The 22,692-nt window shown below is 60.6% G+C and carries 20 protein-coding genes; 14 read left to right on the top strand and 6 right to left on the bottom strand.

Annotated features, from left to right (window positions below; translation table 11 throughout):
* Positions 1–175 precede the first annotated feature (175 nt).
* The 7 genes from QZR14_RS24920 (at position 176) to QZR14_RS24890 (ending at position 8,719) form a co-directional block, all read left to right on the top strand.
* Complete coding sequence (locus QZR14_RS24920; protein ID WP_311998007.1) at positions 176–898, top strand: response regulator transcription factor; 723 nt, start codon at positions 176–178, stop codon at positions 896–898.
* Positions 885–2,309, top strand: coding sequence for a sensor histidine kinase (locus QZR14_RS24915; RefSeq protein WP_311998006.1), 1,425 nt, complete (start codon positions 885–887; stop codon positions 2,307–2,309). Before QZR14_RS24920 ends, QZR14_RS24915 begins: the two co-directional genes overlap by 14 nt.
* Before the next feature lie 252 nt (positions 2,310–2,561).
* Entirely contained in the window at positions 2,562–3,464 is a 903-nt protein-coding gene (cysM, locus tag QZR14_RS24910; protein ID WP_026000780.1) for a cysteine synthase CysM, read from the top strand.
* Positions 3,464–4,840 carry a 23S rRNA (uracil(1939)-C(5))-methyltransferase RlmD gene (gene rlmD, locus QZR14_RS24905; protein WP_311998005.1) on the top strand — a complete coding sequence of 459 codons (1,377 nt, stop codon included), beginning with the start codon at positions 3,464–3,466 and terminating at the stop codon, positions 4,838–4,840. Before cysM ends, rlmD begins: the two co-directional genes overlap by 1 nt.
* 101 nt (positions 4,841–4,941) lie before the next feature.
* Complete coding sequence (gene relA / locus QZR14_RS24900) at positions 4,942–7,185, top strand: GTP diphosphokinase (protein ID WP_250605937.1); 2,244 nt, start codon at positions 4,942–4,944, stop codon at positions 7,183–7,185.
* Positions 7,186–7,317: 132 nt separating this feature from the next.
* A complete protein-coding gene (mazG, locus tag QZR14_RS24895) occupies positions 7,318–8,151 on the top strand; it encodes a nucleoside triphosphate pyrophosphohydrolase (protein WP_311998019.1) in 834 nt (277 codons plus the stop codon).
* Between the two features lie 25 nt (positions 8,152–8,176).
* On the top strand, positions 8,177–8,719 hold the full coding sequence (locus QZR14_RS24890) for a DUF2058 domain-containing protein (RefSeq protein WP_016987455.1): 543 nt from the start codon (positions 8,177–8,179) through the stop codon (positions 8,717–8,719).
* A gap of 70 nt (positions 8,720–8,789) precedes the next feature.
* On the opposite strand, the gene QZR14_RS24885 is transcribed toward QZR14_RS24890, so the two are convergent.
* From QZR14_RS24885 to QZR14_RS24860, 6 genes are all read right to left on the bottom strand, one after another.
* The gene (locus QZR14_RS24885; protein ID WP_007917473.1) at positions 8,790–8,978 is read right to left on the bottom strand and encodes a hypothetical protein; all 189 of its coding nucleotides are present in this window, start codon (positions 8,976–8,978) and stop codon (positions 8,790–8,792) included.
* A gap of 392 nt (positions 8,979–9,370) precedes the next feature.
* On the bottom strand, positions 9,371–10,591 hold the full coding sequence (gene fabB, locus QZR14_RS24880; RefSeq protein WP_007968959.1) for a beta-ketoacyl-ACP synthase I: 1,221 nt from the start codon (positions 10,589–10,591) through the stop codon (positions 9,371–9,373).
* 11 nt (positions 10,592–10,602) lie between these two features.
* A complete protein-coding gene (gene fabA / locus QZR14_RS24875) occupies positions 10,603–11,118 on the bottom strand; it encodes a 3-hydroxyacyl-[acyl-carrier-protein] dehydratase FabA (protein ID WP_003227150.1) in 516 nt (171 codons plus the stop codon).
* 247 nt (positions 11,119–11,365) lie between these two features.
* Positions 11,366–13,270, bottom strand: coding sequence for an ATP-binding protein (locus QZR14_RS24870; RefSeq protein WP_311998004.1), 1,905 nt, complete (start codon positions 13,268–13,270; stop codon positions 11,366–11,368).
* Positions 13,267–14,199, bottom strand: a complete 933-nt coding sequence (locus tag QZR14_RS24865) for an ABC transporter substrate-binding protein (RefSeq protein WP_311998003.1) — start codon at positions 14,197–14,199, stop codon at positions 13,267–13,269. The genes QZR14_RS24870 and QZR14_RS24865 overlap by 4 nt, the downstream gene beginning before the upstream one ends.
* A 1-nt stretch (position 14,200) precedes the next feature.
* Positions 14,201–16,324 carry a TonB-dependent receptor plug domain-containing protein gene (locus QZR14_RS24860; protein WP_311998002.1) on the bottom strand — a complete coding sequence of 708 codons (2,124 nt, stop codon included), beginning with the start codon at positions 16,322–16,324 and terminating at the stop codon, positions 14,201–14,203.
* Positions 16,325–16,520: 196 nt separating this feature from the next.
* Between QZR14_RS24860 and QZR14_RS24855 the strand changes: the two genes are divergently transcribed.
* The 7 genes from QZR14_RS24855 (at position 16,521) to QZR14_RS24825 (ending at position 22,645) form a co-directional block, all read left to right on the top strand.
* Positions 16,521–17,546, top strand: coding sequence for an NAD(P)H-dependent glycerol-3-phosphate dehydrogenase (locus QZR14_RS24855; protein WP_311998001.1), 1,026 nt, complete (start codon positions 16,521–16,523; stop codon positions 17,544–17,546).
* A 19-nt stretch (positions 17,547–17,565) separates the two neighbouring features.
* The gene (locus tag QZR14_RS24850; protein ID WP_160059050.1) at positions 17,566–17,913 is read left to right on the top strand and encodes a DUF4389 domain-containing protein; all 348 of its coding nucleotides are present in this window, start codon (positions 17,566–17,568) and stop codon (positions 17,911–17,913) included.
* The gene (gene sixA, locus QZR14_RS24845; protein ID WP_250605943.1) at positions 17,910–18,362 is read left to right on the top strand and encodes a phosphohistidine phosphatase SixA; all 453 of its coding nucleotides are present in this window, start codon (positions 17,910–17,912) and stop codon (positions 18,360–18,362) included. The genes QZR14_RS24850 and sixA overlap by 4 nt, the downstream gene beginning before the upstream one ends.
* Positions 18,363–18,543: 181 nt before the next feature.
* Complete coding sequence (locus QZR14_RS24840; RefSeq protein ID WP_250605944.1) at positions 18,544–20,199, top strand: AMP-binding protein; 1,656 nt, start codon at positions 18,544–18,546, stop codon at positions 20,197–20,199.
* Between the two features lie 31 nt (positions 20,200–20,230).
* Entirely contained in the window at positions 20,231–20,674 is a 444-nt protein-coding gene (locus tag QZR14_RS24835; RefSeq protein ID WP_042560476.1) for a hotdog fold thioesterase, read from the top strand.
* Between the two features lie 313 nt (positions 20,675–20,987).
* Positions 20,988–21,794, top strand: coding sequence for an alpha/beta fold hydrolase (locus QZR14_RS24830; RefSeq protein WP_250605945.1), 807 nt, complete (start codon positions 20,988–20,990; stop codon positions 21,792–21,794).
* Positions 21,791–22,645, top strand: a complete 855-nt coding sequence (locus QZR14_RS24825) for an alpha/beta hydrolase (protein WP_110718714.1) — start codon at positions 21,791–21,793, stop codon at positions 22,643–22,645. Before QZR14_RS24830 ends, QZR14_RS24825 begins: the two co-directional genes overlap by 4 nt.
* Positions 22,646–22,692 lie beyond the last annotated feature (47 nt).

Genomic DNA, 22,692 nt, shown 5'->3' with positions numbered 1-22,692 from the left:
CCGGCACGCGACATTGGCGCAGTGTAGCGATTTGCTCGCGGGCAATCTCCGGAAAAATGCGCTCACGTCGGGGCAGGGCGCCGCCGCGCGTTGGTCAGCTCGCTCAACCTTGAGTTGCCCGATGCCCGGCAATCTTGAATAATCAGTCTCAACTGAGAATTACTTGCAGATACTCATGACTCCTGTTTCCGCTGGCCAGCCACGCATTCTCTCCATCGAAGACGATCCGGTGCTCGGCGCCTATGTTCACGAACATCTGGGCCGCAGCGGCTTTCAGGTGACCTGGTGCCAGAACGGTCAGGAAGGCCTGAACATCGCCACGCGCCAGCCGTTCGACGTGGTGCTGATGGACATCCTCTTGCCGGGCCTGGACGGTTTGCAGGTGTTGACGCAATTGCGCCAGAGCCACACGACGCCAGTGCTGCTGATGTCGGCCCTCGGCGCCGAGGCGGATCGCATCAGCGGTTTCCGTCTCGGTGCCGATGACTATTTACCCAAGCCGTTCAGCATGGCCGAGTTGCACGTGCGCATCGAAGCGATTCTGCGCCGGGTCGCGCTGGATCGGCGCCCGGCATCGCTGGCGGCGCCAGTGGCGGCCGGTACGCTGCGATTCGATGAAGAACAGTGCGATGTGTTGTTCCGCGAGCAAGCCGCCGGGCTGACCCGCAGTGAGTTCCGTTTGCTGGAAACCCTCAATCGCCACGATGAGGAAGTGCTGAGCAAAGCCTTCCTTTATCAGCACGTTCTGCAGCGCGGCTACGCGGCCCACGACCGCAGTCTCGACATGCACATCAGCCAGATCCGCCGCAAACTGAAAGCCATCGATTACACCGAGCGTGAAGTGCGCACCGTCTGGGGCAAGGGTTACGTGTTGAGCGCCGCTGATGAAACGCTCTGAACTGCCGGGGCGGCATTCACTGTTCTGGAAACTGGCGTTTCTGCTGGTCGCATTTTGTCTGCTGATGATCTGGCTGAGCTGGTCGTGGGGACGTTATATGGAGGAGCGCAACCAGTTCCTCTCCGATGAAGCGCGCGGCACCCTGACGCGTTACGCCGCGCAAGCGGAACAGGCGTGGCAGCACGGCGGCCGCAGCGGGGTCGATGACTGGTTGCAGAGCATGGAGCTGCGTGAAGCCAGTTGGGTCGGGGTGATCGGTGGCAATTTACAGTCGTTGAGTAATGATCCGCTCACTGATCAGGCGTTGCAGCGCCTGACGTTCCTGCGCGGCCTCGACTGGCCGATTCACAAACAGGGGCGGCCGTGGTTGCGCATTCCTTTTCCCAAAGAACCGTCTGCCGGCAGCCTGGTGATCGAATTGCCCGAACGATTTGTTCCGGGCAAGTACCGGCTGTTCTGGCGCGTTATCACCAACGGCGTGATTCCCGGTCTGTTCACGTTATTGCTGTGTGTCGGTTTGTACCGCTTGCTGGTCGTGCCCCTGAACAACCTGCGCGAACAGGCCAACGCCTGGCGCGCCGACCAATTGAATGTGCGCCTGTCGAGCGGCATTACTCAGCGCCCGGATGAACTCGGCGAACTGGCGCGGGCATTCGACTCGATGTCTGAGCGCCTGCAATCGACCGTAGCTCTGCAGCAGCAATTGCTCCGCGATCTGTCCCATGAATTGCGCACACCGCTGAGCCGGCTGCGCGTCGCCAGCGAAAGCGAGCAGGATTTGGTGCAGCTACGCGAACGTATCGGTCGCGAAGTCGACGGTATGCAAAGACTGGTCGAAGACACCCTGCAACTGGCTTGGCTCGATACTGACCGCTCGCCATTGCCCGACGAGGCGATCCAGATTCAAGCCCTGTGGGAAATGCTCACCGATAACGCCTGTTATGAAAGCGGCTGGCCGAGTCTGCAATTGCAGTGTTCGGTCGAGGCGTCGTGCTGGGTGCGTGGCAACCTGAATACGTTGGCGCAGGCGCTGGAGAATATTTTGCGCAACGCCATTCGGCATTCACCGCCGGGCGGGATTGTGCGTCTCGATGGCCGGCGCGATGGCGATTACTGGCATTTGTGGCTGGAAGATCAGGGCGGCGGTGTAGCGGAAGGGGATCTGGAGCGGATCTTCTCACCGTTCACCCGACTCGACGGCTCGCGGCCCGGTGATGGTGGGTTTGGCCTGGGGCTGAGCATCGCGCGCAATGCCGTGCAGCGTCAGGGCGGGGGTATTTGGGCGGAGAACAGCGGAGCGGGGTTGCGGTTGAATTTGCGGTTGCTGGCGGATGACGGTGTTGCGCCGACTGACGCTATCGCTGGCAAGCCAGCTCCCACAGGGAGTGTGTTTCACCCGCAGATTGTTTGAGTAATACAAGACAGTGTCAGCACTGCTGACACTATTAATAGAGCAACACGGGTCACTGTGGGAGCTGGCTTGCCAGCGATGAGGCCACTCGCATCACCGCGAACAAAGATGACCCAGCGTAAAAGTCTCACCAGTGGTGAGACTATTGCTGCTTATTCCCATAAACCATAAGCACCGCACTTTGCGTGATATGGCCTTCGCAGGTTTGCCGGTATGATAGGCGCCCCCGCACGTCTGGATTGCGAATACGCCATGACCTTGCAGTACCCAACCATCGCCGATTGCGTCGGCAACACGCCGCTGGTGCGTTTGCAGCGCCTGCCCGGTGCCACCAGCAACACCCTATTGCTCAAGCTCGAAGGGAATAACCCGGCGGGTTCGGTCAAGGACCGTCCGGCGTTGTCGATGATCACCCGCGCCGAGTTGCGCGGGCAGATCCACGCTGGCGATACATTGATCGAAGCGACCTCGGGCAACACCGGGATCGCCTTGGCGATGGCCGCCGCGATCAAGGGTTACAAGATGATCCTGATCATGCCGGACAACTCCAGCGCCGAGCGTAAAGCGGCGATGACCGCCTACGGTGCCGAGCTGATTCTGGTCAGCCAGGAAGAAGGCATGGAAGGCGCCCGCGATCTTGCGCAGCGGATGGAAGCCGAAGGTCGTGGCAAGGTGCTTGATCAGTTCGCCAACGGTGACAACCCCGAGGCGCACTACACCACCACCGGCCCGGAAATCTGGCGTCAGACCCAGGGCACCATCACCCATTTCGTCAGTTCGATGGGCACCACCGGTACCATCATGGGCGTGTCGCGCTACTTGAAAGAGCAGAGCGACAGCGTGCAGATCGTCGGTCTGCAACCGATGGAAGGCTCGGCCATTCCGGGCATCCGCCGCTGGCCGCAGGAATATCTGCCGAAGATCTATCAGGCTGACCGCGTCGACCGTATCGTCGATATGGCGCAAAGCGAGGCCGAGGACGTCACCCGTCGTCTGGCCCGCGAAGAAGGCATCTTCTGCGGCGTGTCCTCGGGCGGTGCAGTGGCAGCGATGCTGCGTCTGTCCAAAGAAGTTGAAAACGCGGTGATCGTCGCGATCATCTGCGACCGTGGCGACCGTTACTTGTCGACCGGCATTTTCGACGCGCCCAACTGATGGCCAAGCATGAGAGAGGCCTGCGCTTCCAACCCACGGGCGGGAGCAAGGCCGCGCAAATCCCGACCGGCAAAAAGCAGCGCTTGAGCATCGAGCGCCTGGCCAATGACGGTCGCGGTATCGCGTTTTTCGAAGGCAAAACCTGGTTCGTCCTCGGCGCCCTTGCCGGTGAAGAGGTCGAAGCGCGGGTGCTCGGTGCCCACGGCAAAGTGGTCGAGGCGCGCACCGAGCGGGTGTTCAAGGCCAGCGAGTTGCGTCGCCCGGCACCGTGTCAGCACGCCGGCCGTTGCGGCGGTTGCAGCGTCCAGCATTTGCCCCACAGCGAACAGCTTGCCCTGAAACAGCGCATGCTCGCCGAGCAATTGTCGCGCGTTGCCGGTGTCGAACCGCAAGAGTGGGCCGCGCCGCTGACCGGTCCCGAATTCGGTTATCGCCGTCGCGCCCGGATTGCGGTGCGCTGGGACATGAAGGCGAAGAAGCTCGAAGTGGGTTTCCGTGCCGCCGGCAGTCAGGACATCGTCGCGATCAACGAATGCCCGGTGCTGGTACAGCCCTTGCAACCGATCATGACCCGCTTGCCGGAGATGCTTCGTCGTTTGAGCAAACCGCAAGCGTTGGGCCATGTCGAGTTGTTCAGCGGCTCATCACTGGCAGTGCTGCTGCGGCACATGGCGCCGTTGTCCGAAGCGGATCTGACGATCCTCAAGGACTTCTGCCAATTCCATCAAGCGCAATTGTGGCTGCATGGCGAAGGCGAGCCGCAACCGGTCGATGCGACCCAGTCGCTGGGCTATCGCCTGGAGCAGTGGGATCTCGATCTGGCGTACCGCCCGGGTGATTTCATTCAGGTCAACGCCGGCGTCAACGAAGCCATGGTTGCGCAAGCGCTGGACTGGTTGAAACCGGGCAGCGACGAGCGCGTGCTGGATCTGTTCTGCGGCCTCGGCAACTTTGCCTTGCCGCTGGCCAAAAGCGTGCGGGAAGTGGTAGCGGTCGAAGGCGTGCAGACCATGGTCGATCGCGCCGAAGCCAACGCCGCCAGTAACAATTTGCATAACACAAAGTTTTTTCAAGCCGATTTATCCCAGCCTTTGACCGATGCCCAGTGGATCGGAAACGGCTTTTCTGCGGTACTCTTGGACCCACCGCGTGACGGTGCTTTCGAGGTGGTGCGCAAGCTGGCGACCCTGGGCGCCAAACGGTTGGTGTATGTGTCGTGCAACCCGGCAACTCTGGCGCGCGATACGGTCGAATTGATCAAGCAGGGCTACCGGTTAAAACGTGCCGGGATTCTCGATATGTTTCCTCAGACGGCGCATGTCGAGGCCATGGCGTTATTTGAAGCGAGCCAGGATGGCTCGTCTGAATCCGTCTGATCTGTCCGCGCAGCGCTCGCTTTAGCCCCGCGAGCGCAAACGGACAATAAGGATCAGCGATTTGACGCATTGAATCTGCGTCGTAGGGAAGGTAAAGCAAGATGGTACAGGTGAGAGCACACCAGCCGATCAACACTGACGGCAGTATCAATCTCGAGGCTTGGCTCGATCACGCGGTCAGTGTCGATCTGGCACTGGATCGCGAAGCCTTGAAAGAAGCCTGCGAGTTCGCTCGCGAGGCCGAACAACAGTCCAATGCCAAGAAGAATCTGTGGGCCGAAGGCTCCGGCAGTTTCAGCACGGGCCTGGAAATCGCCGAGATTCTCGCCGACCTCAAGCTCGATCAGGATTCGCTTGTCGCAGCGGTCCTGTATCGCGGCGTGCGCGAAGGCCAGATCGAACTCGCGGCCGTCGGCCAGCGCTTCGGCCCGGTGGTGGCCAAACTGATCGACGGCGTGCAGCGCATGGCGGCCATCAGCGCCAGTCTCAGCCCGCGTCAGTCGATGGTCATGGGCACGCAAGGGCAGGTGGAAAACCTGCGCAAGATGCTTGTGGCGATGGTCGATGACGTTCGCGTTGCGCTGATCAAACTGGCCGAACGTACTTGCGCCATTCGTGCGGTGAAAACCGCCGACGACGAAAAGCGTAACCGTGTCGCCCGCGAAGTCTTCGACATTTACGCGCCGCTCGCGCACCGCCTCGGCATCGGTCATATCAAATGGGAACTGGAGGACTTGTCCTTCCGTTATCTCGAGCCGGATCAATACAAACAGATCGCCAAGTTGCTCCACGAGCGACGGCTGGACCGTGAGCGTTTCATCGCCGATGTGATGACCCAGCTCAAGGATGAATTGCAGGCCACCGGCATCGATGCCGATATCAGCGGCCGGGCCAAACACATCTATTCCATCTGGCGCAAAATGCAGCGCAAGGGTCTGGAATTCAGCCAGATCTACGACGTGCGCGCCGTGCGTGTGCTGGTGCCGGAAATGCGCGACTGCTACACCGCGTTGGGCATCGTCCACACCTTGTGGCGGCACATCCCGAAAGAATTCGACGACTACATTGCCAACCCGAAAGAGAACGGCTACCGCTCGCTGCACACGGCGGTGATCGGCCCTGAAGGTAAAGTGCTTGAGGTGCAGATCCGTACGCACTCGATGCACGAAGAAGCCGAGCTCGGCGTCTGCGCGCACTGGCGCTACAAGGGTACCGACGTCAAATCCGGTTCGAACCACTACGAAGAGAAAATTTCCTGGCTGCGTCAGGTTCTTGAGTGGCACGAAGAGCTGGGCGATATCGGTGGTCTGGCCGAACAGCTGCGTGTCGATATCGAGCCGGATCGGGTCTACATCTTCACTCCTGACGGTCACGCCATCGACTTGCCGAAAGGCGCGACGCCGCTGGACTTCGCCTATCGCGTGCACACCGAGATCGGCCACAACTGCCGTGGCGCGAAGATCAACGGGCGCATTGTGCCGCTCAACTACAGCCTGCAGACCGGTGAGCAGGTCGAGATCATCACCAGCAAGCACGGCACGCCGAGCCGCGACTGGCTGAACTCCAACCTCGGTTACGTCACCACCTCGCGGGCGCGGGCGAAGATCGTTCACTGGTTCAAACTGCAGGCGCGTGACCAGAACGTGGCGGCCGGTAAAACCCTGATCGAGCGCGAACTGACGCGCCTCGGCCTGCCCGCGGTGGACTTCGACAAGCTGGCCGACAAGGCCAACATGAAAACCGCCGAGGACATGTTCGCCGCCCTCGGCGCCGGCGACTTGCGCCTGGCGCAACTGGTCAACCTCGCGCAGCAACTGGTCGAACCGGAACGCGGCAACGAGCAACTGGAACTGATCCCGCGCAAAGCCACCGGTTACAAACCGGGCAAGCGTGGCGACATTCAGATTCAGGGCGTGGGCAACCTGATGACGCAGATGGCCGGCTGCTGCCAGCCGCTGCCGGGCGATGCGATCGTCGGTTACATCACCCAGGGCCGTGGCGTGAGCATTCACCGTCAGGACTGCGCCTCGGTGCTGCAACTGGGCGGACGCGAGCCGGAGCGGATCATCCAGGTCAGCTGGGGCCCGGTGCCGGTGCTCACCTATCCGGTGGACATCGTCATCCGCGCCTACGACCGTTCCGGGCTGCTGCGCGACGTCTCGCAGGTGCTGCTCAACGAGCGCATCAACGTGCTGGCGGTCAACACCCGTTCGAACAAGGAAGACAACACCGCGCTGATGTCGCTGACCATCGAGATCCCGGGCCTGGATGCGCTGGGTCGCTTGCTGGGGCGGATTTCGCAGTTGCCGAACATCATCGAAACGCGGCGTAACCGCACCCCGTGAACATCGACGCCGATCAACTGTGGGAGCGAGCCTGTTCGCGAAGAGGGTGTGTCAGTCGACATCATTGTTGCAGACACACCGCTTTCGCGAGCAGGCTCGCTCCCACATGGGTTTTGTGGTGAGAGATAAATGATGTACAGCCTTGAAGACCTGCTCCATCTCATGAACCGTCTGCGTGATCCGCAGTTCGGTTGCCCGTGGGACATCAAGCAAACCTACGCAACCATCGTTCCGCACACCCTCGAAGAAGCTTACGAAGTGGCCGACGCCATCGAGCGTGGCGACTTCGATCATTTGCAGGGCGAGTTGGGAGATCTGCTGTTCCAGGTGGTGTATTACAGCCAGTTGGCCAAGGAAGAAGGGCGCTTCGAATTTGCCGGAGTAATCGATAGCATCACCCGCAAGCTGATTCGTCGTCATCCACACGTGTTTCCCACCGGCGATCTCTACGCGCCGCTGGATGTGCCGCGCTTGAGTGAAGAACAGGTCAAGCAGCGCTGGGAAGAGATCAAAGCCGAGGAGCGCGCGGAGAAGTCTGCCGCGCCGGAGCAACTGTCGCTGCTCGATGACGTGCCGGCGACGTTGCCGGCATTGTCGCGTTCGGCAAAGTTGCAGAAGCGCGCAGGGCAGGTCGGTTTCGACTGGCCGGACGCCTTGCCGGTGCTCGACAAGGTGCGCGAAGAGCTCGATGAAGTCCTCGAAGCCATGTCGGAAAACGATCCCGTCGCCGTGGCTGACGAGATCGGCGACCTGCTGTTTTCCGTGGTCAATCTGGCCCGGCATCTGAAGGTCGACCCGGAAACGGCATTGCGTGGCGCCAACGGCAAGTTCGAAAGACGTTTCCGATTTATCGAACAGGCATTGCGCGACACCCACCGTCCCATAGAAGATTGCACCCTCGAAGAGTTGGACGCCCTGTGGGGTGAAGCCAAACGTCAGGAAAAGAATTTGCCCGGCTGCGGCTGAGCCACTGCCCAAGTGAGTAAGCACCATGAGTATTTCCCTTCGCGACCAGTTGCTCAAAGCAGGCCTGGTCAACCAAAAGCAGGCCAAACAGGTCAGCAAGGACAAGCAGAAGCAGCAGCGTCTGGCGCACAAAGGCCAGATCGAGCTGGACGACTCGCAGCAGCGTGCCGCCCAGGAAGCCATGGCCGAGAAGGTCAAGCGCGACCAGGAGCTGAACCGTCAGCAGAAAGAGAAAGCCGAAGCCAAGGCGCGTGCGGCGCAGGTCAAGCAACTGATCGAAGTCTCGCGTCTGCCCAAGCTGACCACCGAGGACTACTACAACTTCGTCGACGACAAGAAGGTCAAGCGCATCTCGGTCAACACGCTGATGCGCAACAAGCTCAGCAGCGGTTCGCTGGCGATCGTCCACCATGCCGGCGGCTACGAAGTGATTCCCCGTGAAGCGGCCCTGAAGATCCAGGAGCGCGATCCCCAGCGCATCGTCCAGCTCAACGTGCAGACCGAAGAGGTCAGCACCGAGGATGATCCGTACGCGGCGTATCAGATCCCTGATGACCTGATGTGGTAAACCGATAAAGCTGTAACAACGACAAACCCCGCTCATGGCGGGGTTTGTCGTTTTCAATGCTGTGGTTGAATCAGGCGGATTTCAGATCCCGCTGCTGTTCTTGCACTTCCAGTTCGGCCTTGTAGTTATGGGCATCGATCTCATTGTGGAACATGCCGACCAGCAAGTCTTGTTGATGCACATCCCAGATGCGGATACCGGCGGCTACGCCTTCGTGGGACATGTGTGAATCGTCGCGTTCAGTTACTTTTACAGTCATCTGCTAGCTCCAAATCTCAAGTTATCTGCAGCAAGGCGTGTGCAGGACTCTTTTATATGTTTGGTTAGCTTGCTAAGTAAACGCTTGATTTGCGCAAGGTGTTGTTGCGTTTTTTGCAACAGTGCTGCAGCCCGCGTAATCCGCGACATTCGGTCGCAGGGCGGTAAGTTTCATGACAGAAGTTTCATTTTCAGAACACACCGAGAACCCTGTGGGAGCTGGCTTGCCAGCGATAGCGGGGTGTCAGGCGACATAGATGTTTGCTGTGCTGACGTCATCGCTGGCAAGCCAGCTCCCACAGGGGGCGGTGGGGTTCCCGCTACTTTCTGCAGGCAAAAAAAAACGCCCCGAACCAGTCGGGGCGTTTTCATGTGTGGCTCAGCAACGGGGAATTACTTGCCTTCCCAGCGCTTCAGGACCAGCGTGGCGTTGGTGCCGCCGAATCCGAAGCTGTTGCTCATCACGGTGTTGATGGTGGCGTTCTCGCGGGTCTTGGTCAGCACCGGCAGATCGGCCACTTCAGGGTCCAGCTCGTCGATGTTGGCGGAGCCGGCAATGAAGTTGCCTTCCATCATCAGCATGCAGTAGATCGCTTCGTGAACGCCGGCGGCGCCCAGGGAGTGACCGGACAGGCTCTTGGTCGAGCTGATTGCAGGTGCCTTGTCGCCGAACACTTCACGCACACCTTTCATTTCCGCGACGTCGCCGACCGGAGTCGAGGTGCCGTGGGTGTTCAGGTAGTCGATCGGCGTATCAACGGTGGACATCGCCATCTGCATGCAGCGGATCGCGCCTTCGCCACTTGGGGCAACCATGTCGTAGCCGTCGGAGGTCGCGCCGTAGCCAACGATTTCCGCGTAGATTTTTGCGCCACGGGCCAGAGCGTGTTCCAGCTCTTCAACCACGACCATACCGCCACCGCCAGCAATGACGAAACCGTCACGGTCAGCGTCGTAGGCACGCGAAGCTTGTTCCGGGGTGTCGTTACGCTTGCTGGACAGAGCGCCCATCGCGTCGAACAGGAACGACTGGCTCCAGTGCTCTTCTTCACCGCCACCGGCGAAGACGATGTCCTGCTTGCCCATCTGGATCTGTTCCATGGCGGTACCGATGCAGTGAGCACTGGTGGCGCAGGCAGAAGCGATGGAGTAGTTCAGGCCCTTGATCTTGAAAGGCGTGGCCAGGCAAGCGGAAACGGTGCTGCTCATGGTCCGCGTTACACGGTACGGGCCAACGCGCTTCACGCCTTTCTCGCGCAGGATGTCCAGCGCTTCCATCTGGTTCAGCGTGGAAGCACCACCGGAACCAGCGATCAGGCCGGTACGCGGGTTGGACACTTGCTCTTCGGTCAGGCCGGAGTCAGTGATGGCGTCTTTCATGGCCAGGTAGGCGTAAGCCGCTGCGTGGCCGACGAAACGATAGATCTTGCGATCGATCAGTTCTTCAAGGTTGAGGTCGATGGAGCCGGAAACCTGGCTACGCAGACCCATTTCAGCATATTCCGGGTTGAACCGGATGCCAGGGCGGCTTGCACGCAGGTTAGCGGAGACGGTCTCTTTGTCATTGCCCAGGCACGAAACAATGCCCAGACCAGTGATAACGACGCGGCGCATGCGAATAACCCTTAGAAGTTGTCAGTGGAGGTGAACACGCCGACGCGAAGGCCTTCGGCGGTGTAGATTTCGCGACCGTCGACAGTCACCGAACCATCGGCGATGGCCAGGTTCAGCTTGCCCTTGAGGACGCGTTTGATATGAATGTTGTAGGTGACTTTCTTGGCGGTCGGCAGGACCTGACCGAAGAACTTCACTTCGCCCGACCCCAGTGCACGGCCACGGCCCGGCAGGCCTTGCCAGCCCAGGAAGAAACCGACGAGTTGCCACATGGCATCCAGACCCAGGCAGCCCGGCATCACCGGATCGCCTTCGAAGTGGCACGCGAAGAACCACAGGTCAGGGTTGATATCCAGCTCGGCGACCAATTCACCTTTGCCGTACTTGCCGCCTTCTTCGCTGATCAGGGTGATGCGATCAACCATCAGCATGTTCGGGGCGGGCAGTTGCGCGTTACCTGGGCCGAACAGCTCACCGCGACTGCAGCGCAGCAGATCTTCCCGAGTAAAGGCGTTTTGTTTGGTCATGCGAGCTCCTCAATAATCCCATGCGGCAGGTGGGGCAAATCTTCCCGACCGATCGAAGCGTTCATGCCTCGAACCGGCAGCCTACTCATAGACTATTGCGTTGTGGTGAAAGTCACAGCACCAAGGACATGAATGTACACTTGTGCACTGAAATTTTTATTCAAGCCCCTTTTGAGGCTTGTTCGGGTGCCTAAGACTGCCGCACTTTCGCTTTTCACGCCAGTCGCAGATGGTCAAAAGGCCCACACTACGACACCCAGCGCTGCAGAATCTGCTGCAGATCATTACGTTTGAACGGCTTTGCCAGATAATCGTTCATGCCCGCCGACAGGCAGGTTTCACGATCGCCCTGCAAGGCGTTGGCGGTCAGCGCGATGATCGGCACGTCAGTGCGTCCGGGCAGGCGGCGGATCTGCCGGGTGGCCTCGTAGCCATCGATGATCGGCAAACGGCAATCCATCAGAATCACTTCAAAGTCGCTGCCCTCGGCACTGCGCACAGCCTGTGCGCCATCAGTGGCAACACTGACAGTAAAGCCCAGACTGCGCAGCATCGCTTCGATAACCGTCTGGTTCACCGGATTGTCTTCGACCAGCAAGACATTGCGCCCTTCGCCTTGGCCCATGCCATTCAGCGCACGCGGCGCGGCCAGTGGCGGCAGCGCCTGCTTATAGAGTGCCAGCGGAATTTCCAGAGTGAAGACCGAGCCACGACCTTCCTCGCTCTGCGCACGCAAGGTGCCGCCCATGCGTTCGGCCAGCGTCCGGGCGATCGGCAAACCGAGACCGGTGCCGCCGTAACGTCGCGAGATCGAACTGTCGGCCTGCTGAAAAGCGTTGAACATCAATTCCAGACTTTCGGAAGAAATGCCGATGCCGCTGTCACGCACCGAGCAGGTGAACCACAGCAGTTCGTGATCCAGCGACTGCCACTGCGCCTCGATGCTGACCCGGCCCTGTTCGGTGAACTTCAGCGCATTGCCGACCAGGTTGACCAGAATCTGCCGGATCCGCGTCGGATCGCCCTGCACCTGCAAACCGCGCATGTCGTCCGGGATCCGCAGATTCAGCGCCAGACCGCGTTGCATCGCACTGTGCTGGAACGACTGCGCGCAGGCGCCGATCAGTTCGGCGAGGTTGAACGGAATGTGCTCCAGTTCCAGCTCCGAGCGTTCGATGCGCGAGAAATCGAGAATGTCGTTGATGACTTTCAACAGGTGTTCGGTGGACTCCGAGGCGAGGGCGGCGTATTCGACCTGCTCCTCGGTCATCTCGGTGGTTTCCAGCAGTTGCAGCATGCCCAGCACACCGTTCATGGGCGTGCGCAGTTCGTGGCTCATCATCGCCAGAAAGTCGGATTTGGCGTTGTTGGCCTTTTCCGCCTCTTCGCGGGTCTGAATCAGTTGCGCCATGGCTTGATGCTGCTCACGGCTGGCCTGTTCCAGCGCCTGGGCGAGGTTGTTGATGTGCTGCGACAGCGCGCCCAATTCAGTGTCATCGACAATCGGCAGCGGCGTTTTGTAATCGCCCTCCTGAATCGCCTTCACCGCGTCACCGATATCGCGGATCGGCTGCGACAGGCTACCGGCCAGGCGTCGTGCCAATACGAAGGTGAAGAGCAGGGCGAACAGCGCGAGAATTGCGGCCTTGAACAGAATCTCCTGCTGGCGCTGGCTGAAGGCATCGTTGGACAAGCCGACGATCACTCGGCCCAGATAGTCCTCGCTGGCCCCGCTATTGCTGACCTTGCCGTCCTGAAAGAAATCATTGTGCAGGGCGATGCGTTGCAAGCGCACGGGGGCCTGAAACACTTCAACCTGATGCGGGCGACTGTGAGCGGCGGCGGGTTGTTCGACGTACACCAGAATCCGGTTGGCACTGTCCTGTACTTCAAGAAAACGCACGTTAGGCGTGGCCAGTGTGGCTTTGAGCAGGCTTTCCAGTACTTCGTTATTGCCGGAAATCACTCCGTATTCGGTGGCCGGTGCCAACTGGTTGGCGATCAGTTGACCGGTGTGGTTCAACTCCTGACGCAAATCCTGAATGCGCACGAAGGTGAAGAAGCTGATCAACAACAGGGTCAGCAACAACGCCGGGCCCAGGCTGATCAGCTGGGTGCGGGTATTGATGTCCCAACGGCGACGAAAACTCATGGGTGGCGTTCTCCTTCAGCCAGCGCACTGGCAACAGACGCGTCATTCAGCGGTTCGATACCCAGTGAACGAGCGACCTGCGCATTACTTGAGACTTTAAAACGTGCGGGGTAGAGCGTTCGTGGCCAAGTGGCCGGCGGTTGGTCGAGCAAATGATCGAGCACGGCCAGCCAGTCGTCCTGATCGCTGTAGGTACTGGCCAGGCTGCCGGCGCGGACGAACGCCACGTTGGGACCGACCAGCGCCACTTGCCGTGAATAGCTGCTGAGCAGCAGGTTTTTCGCGGTTTTCGGGTTGTACAGGTCAGGGTCGTCGAGGCCGAGTAACACGTCGCTGTTCTTCAGCACGGTTTGCAGGGGGCGGCTGTCGTGGATGTTGTCCCAGGTCTGGCTGACGATCTGCAGGTTCAGCGGTTCGGCAGCGAGATTCAGTTCCTTGAGGAGGAATTCGCTGTGTTGATCGAAGAGCACGCCGATCCGCCGCGCCTGGGGCAGAATGCGTCGGATCAACTGCAACTGGCGGCTCAACGGTGGATCACTCCACAGCAGACTCAGGTGTGCCGGTTGCGCGCTGCCCAGGCGCTGGCGCGCTTGCAGACGACTGATGCGCAGCACCAGCGTTGCCGGTCCTTGGGGTTCTTGCAGGCGCCAGTCGAGGCTCGGCAGGTCGAGCAGAATCAAGCGCAAACTGGCGGGCAGTTTTCCCGGTGCCGGCAAACTGGCCAGCGGTTGGAAACGCACGTTGTCGGTCGGGCGCAGCTCACTCAATGCCTGGACGAAGGCTTGCACGCCGGGACTTTCTTCAGTGCCGGTCAACAGGATATCGGCCGCCTGCACCGCCACGCCATGCAGCCATGCGGTCAGAAACAGGCAAACCCCGGCCAGCCAGTGGCCAAGGGTTGGCAGCTTCCGTAACGGCCCGTAGCGCACTCTAGAACTCCAGATCGGCGCTGAAATACATCACCCGACGCTCGTCGTAATTGTTGTCGACGAAGGTAGTCGGCTCATGGTCGAGGCGCTGTTGCAGCACGCCGGCCAGTTGCAACTGGGCTTTGCCCAGCGGGATGCGTTTGGCGATGCGCGTGTCGACTCGCTCAAAGCGGTAGCCGTTGAGTGCGTTGTCGCCGTAATAGAAGAGGGCGCTGTTCCAGCCGTGGCCCCAATCGCGCAACCAGCCGGCCGAACCGCTGTTGCGCGAAGTGAATTGCTGATCCAGTGGGTTACTCGCCTCGGCATCGACAAAGGCGTAGGTGAAGCGCAGGCGATCGGCGAGGCTCACGCGCCAGTCGAGCTGGGTTTCCGTGCCGCGAAACCGCGAGCGGTTGGCGTTGCTGGCGATGTATTGATTGTTTCGCAGCGGCTCGCTGATCATCCCGGTGATCTCGTCGTAGAACAGCTTCACATCCAGGGCCAGGCCCAGCTCGGCGAAATAGCCGTTGTAGCCCAGTTCCCGCGAGCGCATGTGCTCCTGATCGAGATCGCCCGGGCCACGGGTCTTGACGAAGTAACGCGCCGACGACTGGCCGTAAGCTGTAGGTCGCAATTTGCTGACCTGATAGCTCCAGTTCACATTGTTCTCGAACATGTCCGGCGAGCGGATGGCCTCGGAGTACACCGCGCGCAGGCCGTGGCGCGGGTTGATCAGGTAATTGACGGCGAAGCGCGGGGTCAGCGAGCTGCCGATCAGTTGTGTGTCTTCAAACATCGCTCCGCCCTGCAACAGCCAGTGTTCCGTGGCGCGCCATTCCAGTTGGCCGAACGCGCGCCAGGTGGTGTCGTCCAGCGTGCCGTTGAAGTAGGTCTCGGAGTCGGCGCGGTCGTAACGATAGTTCATGCCGCTGACCAGACGCAGGCTGTCGGACAGGCTGAGGGTGTCCTGCAATTCGAGATCGTAGCGCGATTCCCGCGCGCTCTGGTCGATGTCGCCGCACAGGGTTCGGCTGGCGCCATTGCGCCACTGATCAAGCACCTGATTGGCCAGGGCCATTTCCTGCGGGGTACCGGGCGCAGCGCCAGGGCCGGTGAACCGGGTGATGTTGCGCGCCAGGCGTTCGGTGTAATTCGGGTTGAGTTGCCACAGTTGTGTCAGCTCAGGGCTGAACGACACCTCGGCATCACAGGCGCGCCAGGTTTGCTGGCGATCCCAGTGTTGCGCCGAGCCTTGTATATAGAGGCTGTGTTCGGGGTTGATGTCGAGGTTCCAGCGCACCGAGCCGGCGTAATCCTTGGCCACCACGTCGGAATTGTTCCCGGCGGCGGTAATCCCGGAGAAGACCGGACGATAGGTGTACGGCCGCTGGTTTGTTCCGTCCTTCGCGTTGACCTGCCAGTCGAGGCTCTGGTTATCGCTGAGGGTATGGCTGACCGCGAGACTGAAGCGGTTCAAGCGCCGACTGTCGCGATAATCAGCGCCGCTGCGATCGCTGTCGAAGCCGTCGTCTTCCTGCCCGGACAACGACAGACGCAAGTCACCGCCATTCCAGCCGGTGCCCTGGCTGGCGTAAAAATCATTGATGCCGCGCTGACCTCGGGTGTACTTCAGCCGCGTGCCATGGCTGTCCGCCGGGTTTCGAGTGATGATGTTGACCACCGCCATCAACGCGTTGGCGCCGTAACTGACGGTGTTCGGGCCGCGAAAGACTTCGATGCGCTCGATGTCTTCCATGGCCACTGGAATATCGCTCCAGTCCACCGTGGACAGGCCGGCGCGATAGACCGAGCGGCCGTCGATCAGCACTTGCATGCGCCGTGCTTCGCTGGCGTTGGTGCCGTGGTAATTGACCGCCGCCTGATTGCCGCTGATGTTGCCGACCATCATCCCCGGCACCAGGCGCAGCAGTTCGCTGATGTCACGGGCACCACTGGCGGTGATCAGTTCGTTGTCAATTACGGTCATGCTTCCCGGCACTTCCGCCGGTGTCTGCTTCAGGCGCGTGGCGGTCAGCACCTGGGGCAGTGCTTCGTTGTCCGTGAACAGGTCGTCGGCCATTAATACCGGGCTGAACAACAGCGCCAGTAACACGGACGAACGCGGGGACGCAGAGCCAAAAGACACGACACAACCTTGATAGCGAAGAATTGGCGCGCATGTTAACCGAGGGCAGCGACTTTTCCAGTCACGTTGCAGGCATTTTCCTAGGAATTATTGGTCTTCTTCCTACAAGTGTCGGTAATTGACGCAGGGGCTGGCCGCGACCGGGTCGCCCCGTATAATGCCGGCATCGCCACTGGTATGGATTAACGGATTGCATATGACTGAACAGCGCCCGATTGCGGTCCTGGGAGGCGGAAGTTTTGGTACCGCCGTGGCCAATCTTTTGGCCGAGAACGGCCATCAAGTCCGGCAGTGGATGCGTGACCCCGAGCAGGCCGAGGCCATCCGGGTCAATCGCGAAAACCCGCGTTACCTCAAAGGCATCAAGATTCTGCCGGGGGTGACTGCCGTCACTGACCTGCAGGCAACCCTCGACGCCTGTGATTTGTGCTTTGTCGCGCTGCCGTCCAGCGCGTTACGCACGGTACTCGCTCCCCACGCCGAGCGGTTGCGCGGCAAGATGCTGGTCAGCCTGACCAAAGGCATCGAAGCCCAGACCTTCAAACTGATGAGCCAGATCCTCGAAGAAATCGCCCCACAGGCGCGCATCGGCGTGTTGTCCGGGCCGAACCTGGCGCGCGAGATTGCCGAGCACGCACTGACCGCCACCGTGGTCGCCAGCGAAGACGAAGAACTGTGCAAAGCCGTGCAGGCCGCGCTGCATGGTCGCACCTTCCGCGTTTACGCCAGCGCTGACCGTTTCGGCGTCGAGCTGGGCGGGGCGTTGAAAAACGTTTACGCGATCATCGCTGGCATGGCGGTCGCGCTGGAGATGGGCGAGAACACCAAAAGCATGCTGATCACCCGCGCACTGGCGGAAATGACCCGCTTTGCCGTGAATCAGGGCGCCAACCCGATGACCTTCCTCGGTCTGGCCGGTGTCGGCGACCTGATCGTGACCTGTTCGTCGCCGAAGAGTCGCAACTATCAAGTCGGTTTCGCGCTGGGTCAGGGCTTGAGCCTCGACGAAGCGGTGTCGCGCCTCGGAGAAGTGGCGGAAGGGGTCAACACCTTGAAGGTGCTCAAAGCCAAGTCCCAGGAAGTCGGCGTGTACATGCCGCTGGTCGCCGGGCTGCACGCGATCCTGTTCGAAGGACGCACGCTGGAGCAGGTGATCGGTCTACTGATGCGAGCCGAACCGAAAACCGACGTCGATTTTATTTCCACCAGCGGTTTCAACTGAAATCAGCACGGAGCAAGTCATGAACGATCCGAAAACCGAAGCCAAGTACGAATCCATCCTTCTGCGCGTGTTGTGGATGATCGTCTACGTGCTGGTCTGGCAAGTGGCGCAGTTCATCCTCGGCGCGGTGGTGCTGGTGCAACTGATCTATCGTCTGATTTACGGCGCGCCGAGCGGCAGCCTGATGAACTTCGGCGACAGCCTGAGCCAGTTCCTGGCGCAGATCGGTCGCTTCGGCAGTTTCCACAGCGACCAGAAACCTTGGCCGTTCGCCGACTGGCCAACGCCGCGTACCCCGGAGGGTGAGGCGCCACACGCCGTCGCGCCGGCGCCGCATCCGGTTCGAGATGAGGAACCCAAGCTATGAAACTCTGGGTATTGCGTCACGGTGAGGCCGTGCCTTACGGCTCGTGCCCCGACTCCGAACGGGAGTTGACCGATCACGGTCGCCGGGAAGCCTTGAGCAGCGCCGCGCGCTTGATCGGCCAGCCGCTGACGGCAATCTACGCCAGCCCTTATCTGCGCGCGCAACAGACTGCGCAGATTGTTCGTGAGGCGCTGGGCTTCGAGCCGGAGATTCGCACGGTCGAGTGGCTGACGCCGGAGGTCGACCCGGACAAGGTCACCGATCAATTGGTGTCAGTGAGCAATGTGCTGCTGGTCAGCCACAACCCGCTGGTGGGCAATTTGCTCAGCTATCTGCAGCATGGCGCCGGGTATCCGCCGGAGAGGGTCAGCACGGCTGGCCTGGCTGAGCTGGAAAGCCCTGAACTGCTGATCGGCTCGATGACCCTCAACAGCCTTAAACACCCTTAAAAGCAAAGATCGCAGCCTTCGGCAGCTCCTACAGGGGAATGCATTTCAATGTAGGAGCTGCCGAAGGCTCGGGCCGCGATCGGACGATCTTTTGATCTTGTTTCTTTTAGTAAAAAATCCAACCAAGCACTTGCTTGGTTGACTACGCTTGCTCCAGACCCAAAAAACAGGAGCGAGTCGCATGTCTGCTGCCTTCCGTTTGCCGCTGGACGTGTTTTATGAACGCGAGGCCCGGCACCCGCGCCAGCGCTTTCTGGTGCAGCCCATCGGTGGCGGTCAGGTCGAGACGCTGAGCTGGGCCGACGTCGGTCATCAGGCCCGCTGCGCCGCGCATTGGTTGCGTGCGCGGGAGTTGCCGCAGGGCAGCCATATCGCCCTGATCTCGAAAAACTGCGCGCACTGGATCATCGCCGACCTGGCGATCTGGATGGCCGGGCACGTCTCCGTTCCGTTGTATCCCAACCTCACTGCCGATTCTGTCGCGCAAGTGCTCAATCACTCGGAAAGCGCGCTGGCCTTCATCGGCAAACTCGACGACTGGCCGGGCATGTCCAAAGGCGTGCCAGCAGATCTGCCGACCGTGAGCCTGCCACTGCACCCGCCCGGGGATTTTGATTTCAGTTGGGCCGACTTGCAGCTCAGCTCACCGATTCAGGACGATCCGCGCCCGGCCGCCGGGCAACTGGCGACGATCATCTACACCTCCGGCACCACCGGCCTGCCCAAAGGCGTGATGCACAATTTTGCCAATCTCGGCTTCGCCACCACGCGCGGTACGCAACTGTTCGGGCTTAACGAGAATGATCGATTGCTCTCGTACTTGCCGCTGTGCCATGTCGCCGAGCGCATGTTCGTGGAGCTGGCGTCGATCTACACCGGGCAGACGGTGTTCTTCGCCGAGAGTCTCGAGACCTTTATCACTGACTTGCAGCGAGCGCGGCCGACCGCGATGTTCGGCGTGCCGCGGATCTGGACCAAATTCCAGATGGGCGTGTACAGCAAGATCCCGGCGAAACGTCTGGATTTTCTCCTCGGTCTGCCCTTCATCGGCAAGCGCGTGGGTCACAAAGTACTGGCCGGCCTGGGGCTGGATGCTTTGCGCGTGGCGCTGTCCGGTGCCGCGCCTGTGCCGCAAACGTTGCTTGCCTGGTATCAGAAACTTGGCCTCGATGTGCTGGAGGTTTATGGCATGACCGAGAGCTGCGGTTACTCGCACATCTGCCTGCCGGGGCAATACAGGCAGGGCTGGATCGGCAAGCCGTGCCCTGATGTCGAAGTGCGTATCGATGCGTCGGGCGAGGTGCAGGTGCGCAGCCAGGCGAACATGCTCGGCTATTTCAAGGAGCCGCAGAAAACCGCTGAAACGTTGACCGAGGACGGTTTTCTGCGCACCGGTGACAAGGGCGAGCAGGATGCCGACGGGCGTTTGCGCCTGACCGGCCGCCTCAAGGAAATCTTCAAGACCAGCAAAGGCAAATACGTCGCCCCGGCGCCGATCGAAAATCGTCTGGCGGTACATTCACGGATCGAACAGGTGTGCGTGGTCGGTGACGGTTTGAGTGCCCCGTTGGGTTTGTGCGTGCTGTCGACGGTCAATCAGGAGGAGGGCCGGGCGAGTCTGCATTCGAGCCTTGAGAAACTGCTGGAAGAGGTCAACGCTGTACTCGACAAGCATGAACGCTTGCGCCGGTTGGTAGTGGTCAAGGACAGTTGGGCGGTGGAAAACGGCTTTCTTACGCCGACCCTGAAGATTAAGCGCAACGTCATCGAAGACACCTATGGCGCGCGTTTCGAGGAATGGAGCGAGCGCAGCGAAGCGGTGCTGTGGCAGGATTGAACGACCACCAAAACAACAAAGGAAGTCTGCGATGAGCTTGTGGCGTACCACTCCGAACATCGAGCAGTTGAACGCAATCCAGAAAAACACCATCGGCGAAGTGCTGGACATCCGCTTCGAAGCGTTCGACGAAGAATCGCTGACCGCGAGCATGGTCATCGACCATCGCACCCATCAGCCCTACGGCTTACTGCACGGTGGCGCCTCGGTGGTGCTGGCGGAAACCGTTGGTTCGATGGCCAGTTACCTGTGCATCGATGCCAGCAAGTTTTATTGCGTGGGGCTTGAGATCAACGCCAACCATTTGCGCGGCTTGCGCAGTGGACGGGTGACGGCGGTGGCCAAGCCGATTCATATCGGTCGCACCACCCATGTGTGGGACATTCGCTTGACCAGCGATGAAGGCAAGGCCAGTTGTGTGTCGCGCCTGACCATGGCGGTGGTGCCTTTGGGTGAACAGCCGCCGGCGCGTTGAGTGGGTTTCTTCAGTGATCAGCCCCTCACCCCAACCCTCTCCCAGAGGGAGAGGGGGCCGACCTGGTTGTTTTCACGTGCTTCATCGACCTGAGATACCGAGTCGAATACAGATTCGGAATAGCATGAAGAACGGCTCCCTTTCCCCCTCGCCCCTTTGGGGGAGAGGGTTGGGGTGAGGGGGGCAAGCGATCTCCCTGACACACCATCACGCTGACCGGACTGTCATCATTCCTGGCAGTTACGGTCATTGCTGTAAGACGCGGTCTTGCGGACAATCAACGCCACGTTTCCCGCTCATGGATTTGCCCAGCATGTCGCAACCGATCTTTTTCGCCCACGCCAACGGTTTCCCTTCGGGCACCTATGGCAAGTTGTTCGCGGCCCTGGCGCCCGAGTACCGGGTCGCGCATCTGGAGCAGCATGCCCATGACCCGCGCTTCCCGGCGGATGACAATTGGTACAACCTCGTCGACGAGTTGATCCACCATTTGCAGCAGCAGGATCAGCCGGTGTGGGGCGTCGGCCATTCCTTCGGCGGCGTACTGCATTTGCACGCGGCGCTGCGTTGCCCTGAGCTGTATCGCGGCGTGGTGATGCTCGATTCGCCAGTGCTGACCCGCACCGATCAGTGGGTCATCCGCGCCGCCAAGCGTTTTGGTTTCATCGACAAACTGACCCCGGCCGGCCGCACCCTTGGCCGCCGTGAAGAGTTCGCCGACCTCGACAGCGCGCGCCGCTATTTTGCCGGCAAGACGCTGTTCCGTGGTTTTGATCCGGAATGTTTCGATGCCTACCTGCAGCACGGTTTGCACCAGGTCGGCGACAAACTGCGCCTGCGTTTCGACCCGGCCACCGAGATCAGCATCTATCGCGGCGTGCCGCACACCAGCCCTGGCCACACCCGGAAATTGCAGGTGCCGCTGGCGGTGGTGCGCGGGCACAAGAGTCGCGTGGTCATGCGCCATCACACCCGGTTCGTTTCGCGTCTGGCCCAGGGCGAGGCACTGAGCATGCCCGGCGGCCACATGTTCCCGCTTGAGCGGCCGCAGGACACCGCGCGGTTGTTGAAGAATCTGTTTACCCGGTGGGAAAACCGTCAGGACAAGGATTGCGCATGAGTCCGACTTTCGAAGAAGTGCGCCTGAGCCTGCCGCATATCGAACTGGCGGCGCATTTGTTCGGTCCCGAGGACGGTCTGCCGGTGATCGCCCTGCATGGCTGGCTCGACAACGCCAACAGCTTTGCCCGATTGGCGCCGAAGCTCAAAGGCCTGCGCATCATCGCTTTGGACATGGCCGGGCACGGGCATTCCGGGCACCGGCCGAACGGCGCCGGCTATGCGCTGTGGGATTACGCCCATGATGTGCTGCAAGTTGCCGAACAGCTGGGCTGGAAGCGTTTCGGTCTGCTCGGGCACTCGATGGGCGCGATTGTTTCGCTGGTGCTGGCGGGGTCGTTGCCGGAGCGCATCAGCCATCTGGCGTTGATCGACGGTGTGATTCCGCCTACAGACAAAGGCGAAAACGCGGCCGAGCGCATGGGCATGGCACTGCAAGCGCAACTGGATCTACGCGAAAAGCGCAAACCGGTCTACAACACTCTCGACCGCGCCATCGAAGCGCGCATGAAGGGGTTGGTGGCGGTCAGTCGTGAGGCAGCTGAATTGTTGGCCCAGCGCGGTCTGATGCCGGTGCCCGGCGGTTACACATGGCGCACTGACAATCGCCTGACCCTGCCATCGCCGCTGCGCCTGACCCAGGAACAGGCAATGGCGTTCGCGCTGCGGGTCAGTTGCCCGGCGCACCTGGTGGTCGCGGCTGACGGCATGCTGGCCAAACATCCCGAACTGCTGGAGCGTCTACCCTTTAGCCGGGAACAGCTGGCAGGCGGGCACCATTTGCACCTGAACGACGAGGCCGGTGCCGACCTTGTCGCAGACTGTTTCAATCGGTTCTTCGCCATTCCTTGACTTGCTGCGGGCAACTGTCGAGGCTGGGCGGGTTGAAATGGGAGACA

Origin of the sequence: Pseudomonas sp. rhizo66 (assembly GCF_031931925.1) — a bacterium.
GTDB lineage: Bacteria > Pseudomonadota > Gammaproteobacteria > Pseudomonadales > Pseudomonadaceae > Aquipseudomonas.
The sequence above is the reverse complement of the archived record's forward strand: the minus strand, read 5'-3'. Positions and strand labels throughout refer to the sequence as shown.

Coding starts and splice junctions, on each gene's coding strand:
- QZR14_RS24920 (WP_311998007.1), top strand. CDS start 176: ATGACTCCTGTTTCCGCTGGCCAGCCACGCATTCTCTCCATCGAAGAC.
- QZR14_RS24915 (WP_311998006.1), top strand. CDS start 885: ATGAAACGCTCTGAACTGCCGGGGCGGCATTCACTGTTCTGGAAACTG.
- cysM (WP_026000780.1), top strand. CDS start 2,562: ATGACCTTGCAGTACCCAACCATCGCCGATTGCGTCGGCAACACGCCG.
- rlmD (WP_311998005.1), top strand. CDS start 3,464: ATGGCCAAGCATGAGAGAGGCCTGCGCTTCCAACCCACGGGCGGGAGC.
- relA (WP_250605937.1), top strand. CDS start 4,942: ATGGTACAGGTGAGAGCACACCAGCCGATCAACACTGACGGCAGTATC.
- mazG (WP_311998019.1), top strand. CDS start 7,318: ATGTACAGCCTTGAAGACCTGCTCCATCTCATGAACCGTCTGCGTGAT.
- QZR14_RS24890 (WP_016987455.1), top strand. CDS start 8,177: ATGAGTATTTCCCTTCGCGACCAGTTGCTCAAAGCAGGCCTGGTCAAC.
- QZR14_RS24885 (WP_007917473.1), bottom strand. CDS start 8,978: ATGACTGTAAAAGTAACTGAACGCGACGATTCACACATGTCCCACGAA.
- fabB (WP_007968959.1), bottom strand. CDS start 10,591: ATGCGCCGCGTCGTTATCACTGGTCTGGGCATTGTTTCGTGCCTGGGC.
- fabA (WP_003227150.1), bottom strand. CDS start 11,118: ATGACCAAACAAAACGCCTTTACTCGGGAAGATCTGCTGCGCTGCAGT.
- QZR14_RS24870 (WP_311998004.1), bottom strand. CDS start 13,270: ATGAGTTTTCGTCGCCGTTGGGACATCAATACCCGCACCCAGCTGATC.
- QZR14_RS24855 (WP_311998001.1), top strand. CDS start 16,521: ATGACTGAACAGCGCCCGATTGCGGTCCTGGGAGGCGGAAGTTTTGGT.
- QZR14_RS24850 (WP_160059050.1), top strand. CDS start 17,566: ATGAACGATCCGAAAACCGAAGCCAAGTACGAATCCATCCTTCTGCGC.
- sixA (WP_250605943.1), top strand. CDS start 17,910: ATGAAACTCTGGGTATTGCGTCACGGTGAGGCCGTGCCTTACGGCTCG.
- QZR14_RS24840 (WP_250605944.1), top strand. CDS start 18,544: ATGTCTGCTGCCTTCCGTTTGCCGCTGGACGTGTTTTATGAACGCGAG.
- QZR14_RS24835 (WP_042560476.1), top strand. CDS start 20,231: ATGAGCTTGTGGCGTACCACTCCGAACATCGAGCAGTTGAACGCAATC.
- QZR14_RS24830 (WP_250605945.1), top strand. CDS start 20,988: ATGTCGCAACCGATCTTTTTCGCCCACGCCAACGGTTTCCCTTCGGGC.
- QZR14_RS24825 (WP_110718714.1), top strand. CDS start 21,791: ATGAGTCCGACTTTCGAAGAAGTGCGCCTGAGCCTGCCGCATATCGAA.